The organism is Thermotoga sp. Cell2, assembly GCF_000789375.1.
Taxonomy (GTDB): domain Bacteria; phylum Thermotogota; class Thermotogae; order Thermotogales; family Thermotogaceae; genus Thermotoga; species Thermotoga petrophila.
The window spans coordinates 141,846-157,271 of record NZ_CP003409.1; the positions used below are offsets into that span (position 1 = coordinate 141,846).

The following is a 15,426-nucleotide window of genomic DNA, read 5'->3' on the forward strand; positions in this document are numbered from 1 at the left end:
CCAGTTAGGCTGAACTTACCCATTAGAATTCTACCACGAAAGGGGATCATCTATGAAATACGAAAAAATAGCCTTTTTCAGGTTTTTCGGTAGATTGAACGATTTCTTCAGAAATAGTGAAAGAATAAAAACTCATCGCTTCACGGGTTTTCAGACGGTGAAGGACAGAATAGAAGCCCTTGGAGTTCCACATGTGGAAGTGAGCCTCATCACACTGAACGGAAAACCGGTCGGCTTCGATCATATGGTGGAAGATGGAGAACTCTTCTTTGTGTATCCAGAGTTCCAGAACATAGAAATTCCTGAAGACTGGCTCGTCACTCCCAGATACATAGGTGAACCCCGTTTTGTGCTCGATATACACCTTGGAAAATTGGCACGGCTTCTCAGAATGCTGGGTTTTGAAGCGGTTTTTGGTGAAGAAAGCGACGAAAAACTCTGCTGGATGGCGGTGAAAAAGAAAGCTATCCTTCTGTCCAGAGACACGGGTCTTTTGAAAAGAAAAGAGCTCGTCTTCGGTTACTACGTGAGAAACACGGATCCGAAGGAACAACTGGTGGAGGTGGTGGAAAGATACGATCTGAAGAAGTGGATGAAACCCTTCACCCGATGTATCGAATGTGGTGTGGAACTCGAAGAAGTACCAAAAGAAGCTGTGAAAAACAGAGTTCCTCCAAAAGTCTATGGATTCTTCAACGAGTTCGCTCGCTGTCCGGTGTGTGGAAGAATCTACTGGAAAGGGTCGCACTACGATCACATGGTGGAGTTCATAAAATCGAACATAAATAAGGGATGATTAACATGAAAATACTTTTCTTACTTTTTCTGGTGACCGCTTCCCTGCTTCTCATGATGGGAACCAGCTGTGAATCGAGGGTTCAGGTGCCGGTGCCTCTTCCCAAAGTGGATGTCGAAATGCCGAAGGTGGACCTCGGTTTCAAGGTAGTGGAACCAACGGGAACAGAGGATTTCTTTGAAGATTTTGAAGCTTACGGCCAGGGTCAGGTTGCCCCGTTTGGGCCCTGGAAGGTACTTGGAAAGGCTCCACACGTTGAAGAAGGAGTACAAGCAGATAAAACCATAGGCAAGGTCCTCAAAGTGATCATAGACCGTGGAGTTTTCACTCCAGGAGAGTGGACGAACTTTATCCTTGAGTGTAACCTGAAGAGAGAAGGATCTGCAGAGGGAAGAGTGTACTTCAGACTGTCCGAAGATGGAAAGAAAAGTTTCTACGTGATTTTCTCAGAGTGCGGTATATCTCTTCACAAGTTCGCAGGAAGTATAGACATGAAGATAGCGGAAAACAGTAGTTTCAAATTGAGTGACAGAACCCCAACCACGCAAGCTATTCCCCTTCAGGGGGATAGGTTTGTTGTGGTGTTAATTATCTTATGATATAATTGAATGGGGTGATAGGTATGCATATCAAGAAGACAAGGTGGAGTCATTATAATCTGAACTATCATTTTGTGTGGATACCTAAATACCGCAGAAAAATCCTGGTCGGCTCCATAGCTGAAGAACTTGAACGAATACTCCGCAACACAGCAAAACAACACGGAATAGAAATACTGGCCCTCTCTATTCAGCCTGATCATGTTCATTTGTTTGTATCGGCGCCTCCAAGATTTTCACCGGCTGAGATAGCAAACCTGTTCAAGGGCGTTTCAGCGAGGAAACTGCTGGAGAAATTTCCAGAGCTTAGAACCAAAGAGGGCCTTTGGGCTCGAAGTTACTACGTTGGAACAGCCGGTAATGTTTCTGAAGAAACTATCAGGAGGTACATCGAGGAATGTCAAGACGTGTGATACGAACCTACAAACTCGCCGTACCAGGACACCTGAGTCAAACATGCGAAGAACTCAACCGCACTGCAGCAAGAATCTACAACAAAACGATGTCTATTGTGCGAAAGATACACCGAAAGAAAGGCTTCTGGCTGTCCTGGCCTGCCGCAGACAAATACATCCTCCGCTGGGCAGAAAACATCAAAATCCACGTCCACTCAAAGCAGGCATTTGTTCAGCTCTACTTTCAAGCCCTCAAAGGGTACTTCAAAGCAACCAAAAAGAATCCAGATGCAAAACCTCCCTACAAGAAAAAACGCTATCTGCCGTTCATATGGAAAGAAAGCGCTGTAAAACTTCTGCCAGACGGTACCCTAAGACTGTCTTTGGGCAAAGAACGAGAATCATTTGTTGTACAAACACCTCTCAAACCTCCCCTTCGCATCAAACAGGCAAGACTTGTCTTTGAAGATGGATACTATCTCCACCTTGCGATAGAGGTGGAGATTGAAGAGAAGAATGCTGGCTCTGGTGTTATGGCGGTCGACCTTGGAGTGCTCCGTCCCATTACGTGCTTTGATGGAAAAGAAGTCATCAGCTACCACGGAGGAGTCCTCAGCAGCACTCTTCGCTATCGAAACAAACGCCTTGCAAGTTTTCAGTCTGCCATAGCAGAGTGCAAGAAGGGATCAAGAAGGTACAACAAGCTTGTTCGTGCAAAGAAAAGAGTCCTGAGACGGCTCAGAAACCAGATCAACGACATCATGCACAAGATCACAAGTAACTTCATCGGACTGTGCCTCAGAAAGCAAATCAGAACCATCGTGATAGGAGACGTCACAGGGATCAGAGAAAGAGCGGACTACAGCGACAACGCGAACCAGAAGATCCACCAGTGGCAGTTCAGAAAACTCATCGAGATGATAAGGTACAAAGCAGAGCAGTTCGGAATCGAAGTGAAACTCATCTCAGAAGCGAATACAAGCAAGACGTGTCCTGTCTGTGGTGCAAAGAACAAGCCGAATGGAAGAAGATACCACTGCAAAGCCTGTGGTTTTGAGTATCACAGGGACGGAGTTGGAGCAATCAACATCTGGAAAAGGTATCCTGGCACAGGCCAGGTAGTAGCGGGCTTGGCCCCCGTCAGAGGTGTGAGGTTTCATCCACACCTCTGTGGCCATGGAGCATCTTTGGCTCCATGGAAGGTGGCCTGAGAGCCACCAAAAGTCCCATCCCCTTCAGGGGATTGGGAGGAGGTCAAAACGTGAGAGTAGAAACGATTGAATAAAGAAGGGGCTTTCGCCCCTTCATTTTTGTTCTTGATCTGCCTGTTCCTCCACGAAAGTCGGCTTTCTCTTCACCTTTCTTATCACGTAGAACTCCAATTCGTCTCCTTCCTGTATATCGTCGAATCCCGCGAACTTTATTCCACACTCCTGCGGTGCTTCAACTACGTTGACGTCCTCTTTGTAGTGTTTCAAACTCTCTATTTTTCCTTCGAAAACGAGCTGTCCGTTTCTGTAGATTCTCACAAAACCGTTCCTGTCGGCTTTACCATCGAGCATTTGAACTCCCGCCACTTTTCCTACTTTGGATATCTTGAAGACCTTTCTTATCTCGCCATGACCGATGACTTCTTCAACTTCCTCTGGCTCCAGCATACCTTCGAGTGCGAGCTTCAGATCTTCGACGAGTTTGTATATGATGGAGTAAGTTCTGACATCGACGCCTTCCTGCTCCGCGAGTCTTCTCGCCTGGTTGTTCACCTTCACCCTGAAACCGAGGATGACTCCATCCACCGCAGCGGCGAGCATCACGTCGCTTGTACTGATCTCACCCACTCCAGCGTGAACTATGTTCAACTCGATTTCTTTGGACTGGAGCTTGTTTATCGCATTCTTCAAAGCAGCCACAGAGCCGTACGTGTCCGCCTTCAGAATGAGATTGAGCACCTTCTTTTCCTTCTCCTGCATCATCTTCATGAGCTCCTCGAGGTTTATGTGCTTCCTCGATTGTTTTTGGGCTTCGAGCCTTTGCAGTCTCTTTTCCACGATCTCTTTGGCTTTTTCTGCGCTTTCAACCACGTAGACGTTGGAGTGCACGTCGGGAACATCTTCGAAGCCGAGGATCATAACGGGCTGAGATGGATAGGCTTCTCTGATGGGTCTCATGTTGTCGTCGAAGAGATTCCTAACTCTTCCGTACGTATTCGAAGCAACTACCGCGTCTCCAACCTTCAGAACACCATCTTTCACGATCGCACTCGCAACGGGTCCCATCTTCTTGTCCAGTTTGGACTCTATGATCACGGCCCTCGCGGGTCCTTCGGGGTAACACTTTATCTCGTTCATCTCCGCGACGAGAAGGATCATCTCCAGCAGTTCATCGACTCCCTGACCGGTTCTTGCTGATATGGGAACTACTATCGTGTCTCCACCCCACTCTTCGGGGATGAGTCCCAGCTTTTCTACGAGCTCCTGCTTCGTCTTTTCCACGTTAGCGTTTGGCTTGTCGATCTTGTTTATCGCCACGATGATCGGCACGTTGGCGGCCTTGGCATGGTTGTAGGCCTCTATCGTCTGTGGCATCACGCCATCGTCCGCCGCCACGACGAGAACCACTATGTCCGTCGCCTGAGCTCCTCTTGCACGCATCTCGGTGAAGAGCTCGTGGCCGGGTGTGTCTATGAAGGTGATCTTTTTCCCATTGACCTCCACCTGATACGCACCTATGGACTGCGTTATTCCTCCCTCTTCCCTTTCGGCAACTCTTGTGGATCTGATCCTGTCGAGGAGCGTAGTCTTTCCATGATCGACGTGTCCCATGACCGTTACAACAGGAGGCCTTGGAACGAGTTTGTCCTTCTCTTTTTCGTAGAGCTCCTGGTATCTCTTTTCCAGAAGTTCAAATTCGTCAACTTCTTCCACTGAAGTTTGCTGTTCTTCCTCTATCTCTATCTCGATCTTGTACTCCTTGAGGATCTGTTCTACTTCCTCAAGCTTCAGGATCTGACCGGGTCTCAACGCGATTCCTCTCTTGACAAACATGTCTTGGATGATCTTGTTTTGTGGAACACCTATTTTCTCCGCGATGATATCGAGCTTGAGTTCGTCTGGCTTCAAAGTGATCTTTTTCTTCTTTTTCTTTTCGACGACCTCTTTTTCTACTTCCTCTTCTCCCTTTTCTTTCTTTGGCTTGGAAGGCTGCTTGGCTTTCCGGTTATCTTCTTCCAAAAGATCTATGATGATATTCGCCATTTCTTCGTCCACATAACTCATATGGCTCTTCACGTTCACGCCGAGCTCTTCCAGTTCCTGAAGAAGTTCTTTTGGTGACATGTTCAGTTTTCTGGCTAACTCGTAAACTCTCAGTCTGGCCATTTCTATCACCTCGCCCTGTCTATTTTACCATCCCCAAAATGGCATCTATCAGATTGTCCTCTTCAAGACCTATCACCGAAACAGCGGGTTTGTCGAGCAACCTTCCCAGTTCCTCTTTGCTGAACATGATAACATAAGGGACTTTCTTGTTCTCGCACCTCATGATCGTGTCCCTCTTCATCCTTTCACTGGTATCTTCCGCTATGATTATGAGCTTTTTTTCCCTCGGTGACCTTATGTAAGCCCTTATTCGTTCCTTACCAAAGACGATCTTTCTGGCTCTAACAGCGAAACCTATGTAGCTGTAAACCTTTCTTCTGATCTGGTCCTCCATTCTATCACCTCATACGTGAGATCAGATAGAGAATGAAGGAAACTAAGAGACTGATGATCAAACTGGTCATCAGCGGGAAGTAAAAGACGAAATTCTTCCTTTTTATCACTATGTCGCCGGGAAGCTTTCCCAGGAACGGGATCCTTTCGAACAAAATCAGAAGAACCCCAAAGGCCACAAGAATCAATCCCATGAGGATCAGAAACTTCCCGATCCCCTGGAACACCATTCATTCCCCCTTCCTGAAATAATCGAACGGCAACTTGATCATTTCCCCTTCCTGTTCCGAGAAGAGAGTCACCGTCCTGAGAAACACGTTCACGTTCACGACTTTGTAGCGCTTTCCTTCGTAGGTGATCGTGCTCCCTTCGTCAGGAATTCCCTCCAGCTCCTTTTCGTAGAAATCGTATTCGTAGGTAAGACAGCACAGAAGCCTTCTGCATGGTCCGGATATCTTCGCTGGGTTGATCATCATCTGCTGCTTCTTTGCGTGCTTCAATGTAACACTGGAGAAATCCCTGAGAAATGTGGAACAGCAGGTCGGAAGTCCGCACAATCCGAGGCCTCCAAAGAACTTCATCTCATCCCTAACACCGACCTGTCTCAACTCTATCCTCGTTTTGAAGATCTTTGCGAGGTCCCTTACAAGCTCTCTGAAATCAACCCTTCCTTCCGCACTGAAGAAAAAGATGAGCCTCGTTCTATCGAAGGTGTACTTGGCGTAGAGAAGCTTCATGGGAAGACCGTGTTCTTTTATTTTCTGCCTGCAAATCTGGAAAGCATTCCACGCATCTTCTACATTCTTTCTGTACTGTTCTAGATCTTCATCCGTCAGCTTTCTGATGACAGCCTTGAGTTCGTACCCCACCTCGTCTATGACCACTTCCCTGGGAGGTATCAGTACTTTCCCAACTTCAAGTCCGAAATCTCCCAGAACCAGAACGAGGTCTCCTCTCTCGTACTCATCACCGTTGGGTACAGAGTAGTAAATTATCTTACCCTTTGGTATTATCTCCACTCCCACTGCCCTTGCCTTCAGCTCCAAGCGTTGACACCTCTCTTTCTCTCTCTGTGTATCGCGAGAATATTCATCAGAGTGAGTTTGTTGTTCAGATTCGCTATTTTCACCCTGAGAATTGAATCGAGGAAAGACACGCTTTTTTGATCTTCAACGCTTTCCCAGGTGTTTTCGTGAAGGACAATTCTTGTCAGTCTCTGGATCAAAAGAAATGAGTCTTTTCCCGTTATCGTGTTGGTTAATTGGTCAAAAAGCGCAAAGAATTCCTTCGATTCCACCTTTGAAAATCTCTCCAGAAGCTCCCTACACGCGAGATAACCCTCGAGTCCTTCTGAAAGGGCTTTCTTTAAGAGTTTTTCCGTCTCCAAAACTTTGAGACTTTCCATCAATCCAGAAAGTTTTTCCGCACCAAGTTTGTAGGCTTCGAAAGCCGTTTTGAAGTCTCTCTCAAGGAGCGGAAGTTCCTCCCAGAAATCGCCTATTTTCTCTTTCACGAGATCTCTGAACTCCTTTGGAACGTTCACAACCACTCTGAACACTCGGCTCTTTATCGTCGGCAGTAGATAATGCCAGTGGCGGGTGTTCAGAACGATCACAGCGTATTCTGGCGGTTCTTCAAGGGTTTTCAAGAACGCGTTCGCCGCCTGCTGGGTCATTCTTTCACAGTCGTGGACTATCACGTACTTTCTCGTGTAGAGTTCAGGGCTGTAGTTCAGGAAGTCCTTTATCGTTCTGATTTCGTCTATACCTATGTTCTCCTCCTCGGGATCTACCTCCAGAACATCCGAGGCCTTCGGGGGAAATTTCTCCACGTACTCGGGAAGTTCAAGGGATACTTCTCTCGGATACGAGAGATCTTCTCCGTTTATGAGAATGGATATTCCTTCAGACTTTTCTATGATCCTTTTCAAAATTTCCAGTTGATCTTTAGCGTACTTTCTGATCAAATCGTTCATGATCTCACCTCGCCTTCTAATTATAACAACCAATGATAAAATCAAAACTGAGGTGAAAGGATGATTCTAAAATTCTTGAATGAAACACTTCCCTGGGTTAGAAAACCGAGTAGATACATAGGAAGAGAAATCAACAGCGTTGTGAAAGATCCAGAGGAGGTTTCCCTCCGGATAGCCCTCGTTTTTCCCGACACTTACGAGGTAGGTACTTCAAACCACGGTCTTGAGATACTGTACCACATTTTGAACGAACAACCGGACGTTTGGGCGGAGCGGAGCTATCTTCCCTGGATCGACATGATAGAGCGCATGAAAGAAAAGGATATCCCCCTTTACACTATGGAGTCCTACACACCACTCTATCAGATGGATGCCGTTGGAATCTCTCTGGAGTACGAACTCTCGTACACCAACGTCATAGAGGTTTTGAAACTCTCCAGAATACCCCTCTTCTTCTGGGAGAGAAAGAGGAAAGATCCCATTGTTCTCGGTGGAGGTCCGTGCTCTTCGAATCCCGAACCGATCTACGGATTTTTCGATGCGATTCTCATTGGTGATGGTGAGGAAGCGATCCTTGAAATCGCTCAGGTGTTGAAAGAAACGAAGGGAGAAGAAAGAGAAACGATCTGGAAAGAACTCTCCAAGATCGAAGGGGTTTACGTTCCAGCGTTCTACGAGCAGAAAGGAAAAAGATAGTTCCAGTTTCACCGGAATATCCTCAGACCATAAAAAGAAGAGTCGTGAAAGATTTGAACTCCCAACCCGTTCCGGTGAAGAAGATCGTGCCGAACGTCGAATCAGTCCACGACAGAGCCATCATAGAGGTCGCGAGAGGATGCACGAGGGGATGCAGATTCTGCCATGCGAGCGTTTATTACAGACCTGTGAGAGAAAGATCCCTCGAGAACATCCTCGAAAATGTCGAAGAAATGCTGAAAAACACCGGCTATGAAGAAGTATCCCTCCTTTCTCTCTCGACGATGGATCACACTCAGATAGGGGAGATAGTATCCGAACTTTTGAAAAGATACTCAGAAAAGAAGATCGCCGTATCCATACCATCCACGAGGATGGACAGGTTCGGTGTGGAGATCGCCGGGAGAATTGCCTCCGTGAGAAAAACAGGCCTCACCTTCGCACCCGAAGCATCTACACAGCGGTTGAGAAACATTATCAACAAGAACATAAGTGAAGAAGATATCTTCGCAACGCTCGAAGCCGCGAAAAAATCCGGCTGGAGACGTGTGAAACTCTACTTCATGATGGGACTTCCTGGAGAGACGAATGAAGATCTCGAAGAGATGGTCGAACTCTTAGAGAAAGTGAAGAGACTCGGCTTCAAAGAAGTTTCCGCTTCCGTCTCCGTGTTCGTTCCAAAACCGCACACGCCCTTTCAGTTTGCGAGGCAGATCTCTCCTGAAGAAGCGCACGAAAGGATCAGAACACTGAAAAGAGCAAAAAAATTCGCAGAAATTTCCTATCACGATCCAAGAATGAGTCTTCTTGAAGGAGTTTTCTCAAGGGGTGACAGAAAACTTCTGAATCTCATAGTGAAGGCACACGAACTGGGAGCACTCTTCGACGAATGGAGTGAGATGTTCAGATTCGATCTGTGGGAAAAAGCTTTCGATGAAACGGGAATAGATCCCAAGGACTATCTCAGAGAGATCGATCCTTCTGAAGACCTCCCATGGGACCACATAGACATGGGAGTAACAAAGGAGTTTCTGAAAGAGGAGTACAGAAAAGCAATCAAGGGAGAAACCACAGACGACTGTAGATGGAACAGGTGTTATCTGTGCGGTGTATGTTTTAGATTTGGAGTTAAAAACGTTCTTTTCGGAGGTGAGAGAGGATGATTCTGTTCGGAACGGGTGGAATTCGAGGCGTGATGAGGAAAGGGGAATTCGACGAAGAAACGGTGAAAAGAGCCTCTCTGAGCACCGCCCTCTGGCTGAAAGAGAAAGGCCAGAAAAGCGTGGTGATTGCTTACGACACGAGAAAGAATTCCAGAGAATTCGCAGAGCTGGCCGGCAGAGTTTTCGCCGGTGAAGGTTTGGAAGCCTACGTTTTCCCTGAACCTACCCCGACACCGGTTCTTTCCTTCGCCGTGAGATACATGAAAGCGGGTGGAGGTGTGGTCGTCACCGCAAGCCACAATCCTCCGGAATACAACGGCTACAAGGTCTACACCTGGAACGGTGTACAGGCGATACCCGAATACACAGACGAAATCACAGAGATATACAAAAAAGTCGATACCTCCCGTGTGAAAGAGGGAGAAATCAAGTTCGTGCCACCTGAAGTGAAAGAGAGCTACATAAATACTGTGCTTGAGCTTGTTTCAAATCTTCCGATGAAGACCGATCTGGATATCGCCTACTCTCCGCTTCACGGAACAGGAGCAAACTACGTGCCTGAGGTCCTGAAGAGGCTTGGATTCAAAGTCAGACTCGTAGAAGAGCAGATGAAACCTGATCCGAACTTCTCAACCGCACCCACACCTAATCCCGAGGAAGATGAAGCGCTTGTTCTTTTGAACAAAAAAGGAGCCACTCTGGGACTCGCCACAGACCCGGACTGCGATAGAGTGGGAGTAGTCTTCAGAGGACGGAGACTCACAGGAAATCAAGTAGGTGTCCTTCTCACGGACTTTCTCCTGGATTATGTGAAGGTGGAAAATCCCCTTGTGATAAAGACGATCGTTACAACGGACATGGTGAGACCGATCTGCGAAGAGAAAGGTGCCTTCCTGGAAGAAACGCCGACTGGATTCAAGTTCATAGGCCACTTGATAGAGGAACACAGCAGAAAGGGTGACAGGAACTTCGTCTTCGGTTTCGAAGAAAGCTGTGGGTACCTTGCAGGAACCCACGCGAGGGACAAAGACGGTGTGGTGGGCAGTGTGCTCTCCGCAATTGCCTTCAGCAACCACGATCCTTACGAGAAGCTCGAAGAACTCTACCAGAAGCACGGGTACTACATGGAAAAGCTCATCAATTTCAAAGTTGAAGATGTCGAAAAAGCGATCAAAATATACGAATCCCTCAAAACTCGCAACGATATCATCGACTACTCAAAGGGTTGCGGAAACGTTATTCCAAACGAGACCATAGCCTTTGTCTTTGAAAAATCAAGAATCTTCGTGAGACCTTCGGGAACAGAACCGAAGCTCAAGGTTTACATCCACGTAAGGGGAGATACGAGAGAAGAAGCAGAAGAATTGATCAGGGAGAACGAGAAGAAAATAGAGGAGATTCTGAAACTGTGAGCTGGTATCCCGGTCATATAGAGAAAGCAAAACGGCAGATAAGGGATCTTCTGAAACTTGTGAACACGGTGGTGGAGGTCCGCGACGCGCGGGCCCCCTTTGCCACATCGGCGTACGGTGTGGACTTCTCCAGGAAAGAAACGATCATCCTTCTGGACAAAGTGGACATAGCAGACGAGGAAACAACGAAGAAGTGGGTGGAGTTCTTCAAAAAACAGGGAAAAAGAGTGATCACCACTCACAAAGATGAACCAAGGAAGGTCCTCCTGAAGAAGCTCTCCTTCGACAGACTTGCCCGCGTTCTGATCGTTGGTGTTCCAAACACGGGAAAATCAACGATCATAAACAAGCTGAAAGGAAAAAGGGCGAGCTCTGTTGGAGCACAGCCTGGCGTTACAAAGGGTATCCAGTGGTTCTCCCTGGAGAACGGCGTGAAGATTCTGGACACACCCGGTATTCTCTACAAGAACATCTTCAGTGAAGACCTCGCAGCGAAGCTCCTTCTTGTGGGAAGCCTACCAGTGGAGAGAATAGAAGATCAGAGGATCTTCGAAAGGGCCTTTGAGATATTCGCTCAAAATGTCAGAATAGCATCATCGTTCAGCGAGTTCTTCGAGGACTTTGCGAGAAAAAGAGGACTCCTCAAAAAAGGAGGAGTCCCCGATATAGAAAGAGCTTTGATGCTTTTTTTCACAGAAGTGGCTCAGGGAAAAGCAGGGTGCGTTTCCTTCGAACGCCCTGAAGATATCACTCCTGTACAACAAGAACAAAATCAAGGGGTTTGAGGACTACCTTCTCTTCATCACTCCACTTTCCGTTCCAAACCCTTCCGCCGGTGATCTCTTTTGGCTCTTTTCCAACATTTGCGGCGACGATGATCTTTTGTCCGTTTCTCTCGTAAGAGTACATGACGAGATCTTCCGTTGTGAGGTTTTCAAACTTTCCGTTGAGGACAAAATCGAGGAACTGCTGGCGCACCTTTATCAGTTTTTTGATGAAGCTCAAGATTCCTCTGTCCGGGCTGTCCCAGTGGAGAACGTAGTGGTCGAAAAATGCGAGTTTCCCGAAAAACTCGTCGGTTGGGGAGAGGACTTTTCTCAGGTTTGGATCCGTGTCCAGCCCCAGGTTCATGGGCTGTTTCTCTCCAATCTCCTGTCCCGTGTTCACATAGGGAATAGAGTTCGGTAGAAAGTAGGTTACAAACGGTGCCAGTTTTTTCATCTTGGAAGCGTACTTTCTTGTGGCAATGCGCGGTGTGTCGGGAGTCTCAACGGAGGCGAGGAAAGGAAGAACGAGCTTTTCGGCGATTTCAGGGAGTTTTCCTATTTCCTCCACTCTTCCCGCAAAGTACCAGCTACTTCCCAGGATCACGTCATATCCCGCTTCCTTCGATACTTTGTCCTTCCCCATGTCCAGCTCCTCTGCGATCATCGCAAATGCGGGATCGTACTCCTTCACGTTCTTTATTATGAGGTCAAGAAGTTCTTTGGGAAGTGCGTGCCCCATATCGAGTCTTGCACCGTCTATTCCGTATTTTTTCTGGTAATGTGGTATCACGCCCGCGAGGTACTCCCAGAGCTCTCTGTTCGGCTCTTTTCCAGGAAATTTGCTCGCCTTTATTACGTCGTAGAGAACGTAGGGAGGCTGGTTCGGCTCGAGAAATCTTTTCGAAGCCTCCGGGTGATCCAAGTACAACCTCAAAAACGTGACATCATCCCATGTAGGTTGTGGATCGTTGATCAAATCGGAAAATCCTGGAGGAGTGATGATTCCAAATTCTTTCACAATCAACTCCAGAATGTTCCCCTCTTCTCTTTTTATTTTCTCCCACTTTTGAGGGTCGATCAGATTCGGAGGAAGTGTGAACTTTTTGAGGTGTCTTTTCACATTTTCTTTGCTGTATACGATCTGGAGTTCGTCCTCGTCCGGCACCTTGAACGGAAGTTCCTCGGCCCTTGGAGGAGTGTAATCTGCAAGTTCCTCCACCTTTATCCAGTAGAACCAGTCCGGATGTTCTCTTATGAGGTCAGAGTCTCTGGCGGCCGTTCTCGGAATGAAATCGAGAATCACCCTGATTCCAAGGATGTGACACGCTTCCACAAAAGCCTTGAACTCTTCATCCACCTTGAAAGGTTCGAGGAGAGGATCATGGTACCTCTCATCGAGTTCCATCGGGTTCTTCACGGAGTACGGTGAAGGAGCGTCTCCCTTCTTGAAGAGATCGCTCATTCTACTCACGGGAAGCAAATAGATAGCGTCCGCACCGAGACTTTTGATGAACGGAAGAAGCAGCATCATCTTGAAGAACGTTCCCGCTTCTCTGAAACCAAGAACGTCGTTCTCTTCGTAGTATCCAGAACCCTTGTGATTGTACGCCGCGGTGGTCCTAGGAAGGGATCCATAAACGACGGAACGCTTAATCCAGTCCGGTGTTTTCTCGCCCTTAAGAAATGAAATAGGCTGGGAATAATCCCACTCTCTGGACTGATTCAAAATCCAGTCGGTGATCTCGGCTCCGAGTTCGTAAGGATCGACGAAGCACCTGCCGGATTTTTCATCGAACTTTTTGAAGAAACTCGGTATCCACAGCTTTGGAACTGCGTAGATTCTCTTTCCGGTGGCTTTTTCTTTGCAGTATCGGTTTATCTCTCTCAAAAGCACGATCATCCCTCCTGATTTAATTGATTTCATCATCTATTTTAACAAAACGCAACAAAACACGCAAGACAGAACTTGGTTCTGAGAGTAGTGTAATAGTATAATATTACAGTGAGGTGGTGGTCTTGTGGTTCAAGATCGACTTTCACTCCTCAAAACCCATCTATGAACAAATAAAGGAAAAGATAAAACTTCTGATCCTGTCGGGAAAACTGAAAGAAGGTGAGTTCGTGCCTTCCATAAGATCTCTTGCGGAAGACCTCGGTGTGAACCTGAACACCGTCGCCCGCGCTTACAGAGAGCTCGTCCGGGAAGGAGTTTTAGAAGTGAGAAGAGGAGAGGGCTACGTCGTCTCAAAAGTAAACTTGGAAAAGATCCGAACACAGCTTGAAACAGAACTCAAGAAGAAGATCGAAGACTGCAAGAAAGCGGGTATTCCACTGGAGAGGATTCTGAAAATAACAGAAGAAATCTACAGAGGTGATGAATGATGATCCTCAAGGTGAAAGATCTCAGAAAGTTCTACGGGGAAAAAGCGGCCGTGGACGGCATCAGTTTCGAAGTGGAAAAAGGAGAGATCTTTGCCATACTCGGTCCAAACGGTGCCGGTAAAACAACGACTCTGAAGTGCATCACAGGTTTGAGAAAGAAAGACTCCGGAGAGATCGAACTGAACGGCACGTTCACTTATCTACCGGAGGAGAAGAAGATCTATTCGTATCTCAGAGTGAAAGAGATCATCGATCTCTTCGAGAAGATAGGGAAGGACTTCAACAAGAAAAACTGCCTCGAACTTCTCGAAAGGTACAGAATAGACCTGAACGAGAAGGTAACCAATCTCTCGCACGGTATGAGAACGATCCTCTACCTTTCACTCGTTTTCTCTGAGAACGTGGATCTCTACATACTGGACGAACCCACCTGGGGACTCGATCCCCTCGTGCGAAACGAGATGCTCGAAAACGTAAGGACTCTCACCTTCGAAGGCAAATCCGTTCTGTACACCAGCCATGTGCTCGCAGAAGTGGAAAAGATCGCAGACAGAGTTGCCATCATGAAGGAAGGAAAGATCATACTGATAGGAAACCTCGATGATATAAAGTCCTCTTACGGCCTTGTGGTTTCCAAAGAGGATCTGAACGGCTATCTTCTGAAAACTCTCAAAAGTGGAGAAAAAGTTTATCTTATGAAAAAGGAAGAAGCCCCTGAAGGTGTGGAGATCGAAGAAGCAACCTTTGAAGACATATTCGAAGCGATTGTGAGGAGTGAGAGAAATGATCGTTAAGGAGTTAAAAGACATGAAGGTGAGATTTCTTGTGATGTTCTTCCTCCTTCTTGGAACGTTCGTGCTCCTGGTGGTGATGAAAGATTACACACCGGCCCTCACCGAAATGTTGAAGAACGTTCCCGAAGGATTTCTTGAAAAATTCGGTGTCACAGAGGAGTTCATAAAGAAGCTTTCAGAGTGGAATTTCTACATCATCACGCAGTGGTACGGAAAGAACCTCGGACAGTTTGTACCGATACTTGCGATCATAATTGCTTTTCCCATATTTGCAAGAGAAATAGAGAACGAAACGATCGAACTTTTACTCGTGAGGCTGTCCAGAAAAAAGCTCTTCATCGTGAAGTTCTTCGCACCTCTTGTTTTCACTTTTGTAGCGCTTGTTGTGCTCGCGCTCGTTCCAATACCTGTGAGCTGGGCCATCGGAGAAAGACTCGATACAGGACTGGTGTTCAAATACTTCCTTGTGGAGATGATAACGACTTACCTGTGGTTTTCCATCACGGTGTTCTTCTCTGTGATCTCTTCAGATCAAGTGCAGCCTCTCATCGCTTCGATCGCTCTTCTTGCTGGGACAACCGTTTTGGGTGGGTTCGTGAGAGTACTCTCTGCTCTGAACACCTACTCCTACGTTCTGAAAGGTGAATTCACTCTCTGGCCGTCGCTGATCTACACTTTAACCGGTGTTGTTTTCACTTATCTTTCTTGGAAGAGTTTCAAAACGAGAGACTTCTGAA

At 47.0% G+C, this 15,426-nt stretch carries 15 protein-coding genes and 1 pseudogene; 10 read left to right on the plus strand and 6 right to left on the minus strand.

The window, feature by feature from the left end:
• Window positions 1–52: 52 nt before the first annotated feature.
• Genes CELL2_RS00755 through CELL2_RS00770 form a run of 4 tightly spaced genes read left to right on the plus strand, consistent with a single transcriptional unit; the run spans window position 53 to window position 3,001 of the window.
• On the plus strand, window positions 53–796 hold the full coding sequence (locus tag CELL2_RS00755; protein WP_004080909.1) for a Mut7-C RNAse domain-containing protein: 744 nt from the start codon (window positions 53–55) through the stop codon (window positions 794–796).
• Window positions 797–801: 5 nt separating this feature from the next.
• Window positions 802–1,395: a hypothetical protein gene (locus tag CELL2_RS00760; protein ID WP_011942842.1), complete on the plus strand. Its 594-nt coding sequence runs from the start codon at window positions 802–804 to the stop codon at window positions 1,393–1,395.
• Between the two features lie 23 nt (window positions 1,396–1,418).
• Entirely contained in the window at window positions 1,419–1,808 is a 390-nt protein-coding gene (gene tnpA, locus CELL2_RS00765) for an IS200/IS605 family transposase (RefSeq protein ID WP_039446189.1), read from the plus strand.
• Window positions 1,793–3,001: an RNA-guided endonuclease TnpB family protein gene (locus CELL2_RS00770; RefSeq protein ID WP_039446190.1), complete on the plus strand. Its 1,209-nt coding sequence runs from the start codon at window positions 1,793–1,795 to the stop codon at window positions 2,999–3,001. Before tnpA ends, CELL2_RS00770 begins: the two co-directional genes overlap by 16 nt.
• A gap of 93 nt (window positions 3,002–3,094) precedes the next feature.
• On the opposite strand, the gene infB is transcribed toward CELL2_RS00770, so the two are convergent.
• Genes infB through CELL2_RS00795 form a run of 5 tightly spaced genes read right to left on the minus strand, consistent with a single transcriptional unit; the run spans window position 3,095 to window position 7,475 of the window.
• The gene (gene infB / locus CELL2_RS00775; RefSeq protein WP_012896043.1) at window positions 3,095–5,167 is read right to left on the minus strand and encodes a translation initiation factor IF-2; all 2,073 of its coding nucleotides are present in this window, start codon (window positions 5,165–5,167) and stop codon (window positions 3,095–3,097) included.
• A gap of 19 nt (window positions 5,168–5,186) precedes the next feature.
• Complete coding sequence (locus CELL2_RS00780) at window positions 5,187–5,501, minus strand: 50S ribosomal protein L7ae family protein (RefSeq protein ID WP_004080915.1); 315 nt, start codon at window positions 5,499–5,501, stop codon at window positions 5,187–5,189.
• A gap of 4 nt (window positions 5,502–5,505) precedes the next feature.
• Window positions 5,506–5,730 carry a DUF2905 domain-containing protein gene (locus tag CELL2_RS00785; RefSeq protein WP_200877810.1) on the minus strand — a complete coding sequence of 75 codons (225 nt, stop codon included), beginning with the start codon at window positions 5,728–5,730 and terminating at the stop codon, window positions 5,506–5,508.
• Window positions 5,731–6,546, minus strand: a complete 816-nt coding sequence (locus CELL2_RS00790; RefSeq protein ID WP_011942846.1) for a stage 0 sporulation family protein — start codon at window positions 6,544–6,546, stop codon at window positions 5,731–5,733.
• On the minus strand, window positions 6,537–7,475 hold the full coding sequence (locus tag CELL2_RS00795; protein ID WP_011942847.1) for a DNA polymerase III subunit delta': 939 nt from the start codon (window positions 7,473–7,475) through the stop codon (window positions 6,537–6,539). Before CELL2_RS00795 ends, CELL2_RS00790 begins: the two co-directional genes overlap by 10 nt.
• Before the next feature lie 60 nt (window positions 7,476–7,535).
• Between CELL2_RS00795 and CELL2_RS00800 the strand changes: the two are divergent.
• The 3 genes and pseudogenes from CELL2_RS00800 (at window position 7,536) to ylqF (ending at window position 11,531) form a co-directional block, all read left to right on the plus strand.
• Window positions 7,536–9,334, plus strand: a pseudogene (locus CELL2_RS00800) (TIGR03960 family B12-binding radical SAM protein).
• Window positions 9,331–10,746 (plus strand): phospho-sugar mutase, encoded by a 1,416-nt coding sequence (locus tag CELL2_RS00805; protein ID WP_038033886.1) that lies wholly within the window; start codon window positions 9,331–9,333, stop codon window positions 10,744–10,746. Before CELL2_RS00800 ends, CELL2_RS00805 begins: the two are co-directional and overlap by 4 nt.
• Complete coding sequence (ylqF, locus tag CELL2_RS00810; protein ID WP_038033885.1) at window positions 10,743–11,531, plus strand: ribosome biogenesis GTPase YlqF; 789 nt, start codon at window positions 10,743–10,745, stop codon at window positions 11,529–11,531. Before CELL2_RS00805 ends, ylqF begins: the two co-directional genes overlap by 4 nt.
• Here the strand turns inward: ylqF and CELL2_RS00815 are convergent.
• Entirely contained in the window at window positions 11,494–13,407 is a 1,914-nt protein-coding gene (locus tag CELL2_RS00815) for a DUF1923 family maltosyltransferase (protein ID WP_038033883.1), read from the minus strand. The genes ylqF and CELL2_RS00815 overlap by 38 nt on opposite strands.
• A 122-nt stretch (window positions 13,408–13,529) precedes the next feature.
• Between CELL2_RS00815 and CELL2_RS00820 the strand changes: the two genes are divergently transcribed.
• Genes CELL2_RS00820 through CELL2_RS00830 form a run of 3 tightly spaced genes read left to right on the plus strand, consistent with a single transcriptional unit; the run spans window position 13,530 to window position 15,425 of the window.
• Window positions 13,530–13,895, plus strand: coding sequence for a GntR family transcriptional regulator (locus CELL2_RS00820; protein ID WP_038033882.1), 366 nt, complete (start codon window positions 13,530–13,532; stop codon window positions 13,893–13,895).
• The gene (locus CELL2_RS00825) at window positions 13,892–14,689 is read left to right on the plus strand and encodes an ABC transporter ATP-binding protein (protein ID WP_038033879.1); all 798 of its coding nucleotides are present in this window, start codon (window positions 13,892–13,894) and stop codon (window positions 14,687–14,689) included. Before CELL2_RS00820 ends, CELL2_RS00825 begins: the two co-directional genes overlap by 4 nt.
• On the plus strand, window positions 14,679–15,425 hold the full coding sequence (locus tag CELL2_RS00830; protein WP_038033875.1) for an ABC transporter permease: 747 nt from the start codon (window positions 14,679–14,681) through the stop codon (window positions 15,423–15,425). The genes CELL2_RS00825 and CELL2_RS00830 overlap by 11 nt, the downstream gene beginning before the upstream one ends.
• Window position 15,426 lies beyond the last annotated feature (1 nt).

Excerpts from the sequence above, each read along its gene's own strand:
- CELL2_RS00830 (WP_038033875.1), top strand. The coding sequence starts at position 14,679 with ATGATCGTTAAGGAGTTAAAAGACATGAAGGTGAGATTTCTTGTGATG.
- CELL2_RS00780 (WP_004080915.1), bottom strand. The coding sequence starts at position 5,501 with ATGGAGGACCAGATCAGAAGAAAGGTTTACAGCTACATAGGTTTCGCT.
- CELL2_RS00825 (WP_038033879.1), top strand. The coding sequence starts at position 13,892 with ATGATGATCCTCAAGGTGAAAGATCTCAGAAAGTTCTACGGGGAAAAA.
- CELL2_RS00760 (WP_011942842.1), top strand. The coding sequence starts at position 802 with ATGAAAATACTTTTCTTACTTTTTCTGGTGACCGCTTCCCTGCTTCTC.
- CELL2_RS00785 (WP_200877810.1), bottom strand. The coding sequence starts at position 5,730 with ATGGTGTTCCAGGGGATCGGGAAGTTTCTGATCCTCATGGGATTGATT.
- CELL2_RS00805 (WP_038033886.1), top strand. The coding sequence starts at position 9,331 with ATGATTCTGTTCGGAACGGGTGGAATTCGAGGCGTGATGAGGAAAGGG.
- CELL2_RS00795 (WP_011942847.1), bottom strand. The coding sequence starts at position 7,475 with ATGAACGATTTGATCAGAAAGTACGCTAAAGATCAACTGGAAATTTTG.
- CELL2_RS00755 (WP_004080909.1), top strand. The coding sequence starts at position 53 with ATGAAATACGAAAAAATAGCCTTTTTCAGGTTTTTCGGTAGATTGAAC.
- CELL2_RS00770 (WP_039446190.1), top strand. The coding sequence starts at position 1,793 with ATGTCAAGACGTGTGATACGAACCTACAAACTCGCCGTACCAGGACAC.
- infB (WP_012896043.1), bottom strand. The coding sequence starts at position 5,167 with ATGGCCAGACTGAGAGTTTACGAGTTAGCCAGAAAACTGAACATGTCA.
- tnpA (WP_039446189.1), top strand. The coding sequence starts at position 1,419 with ATGCATATCAAGAAGACAAGGTGGAGTCATTATAATCTGAACTATCAT.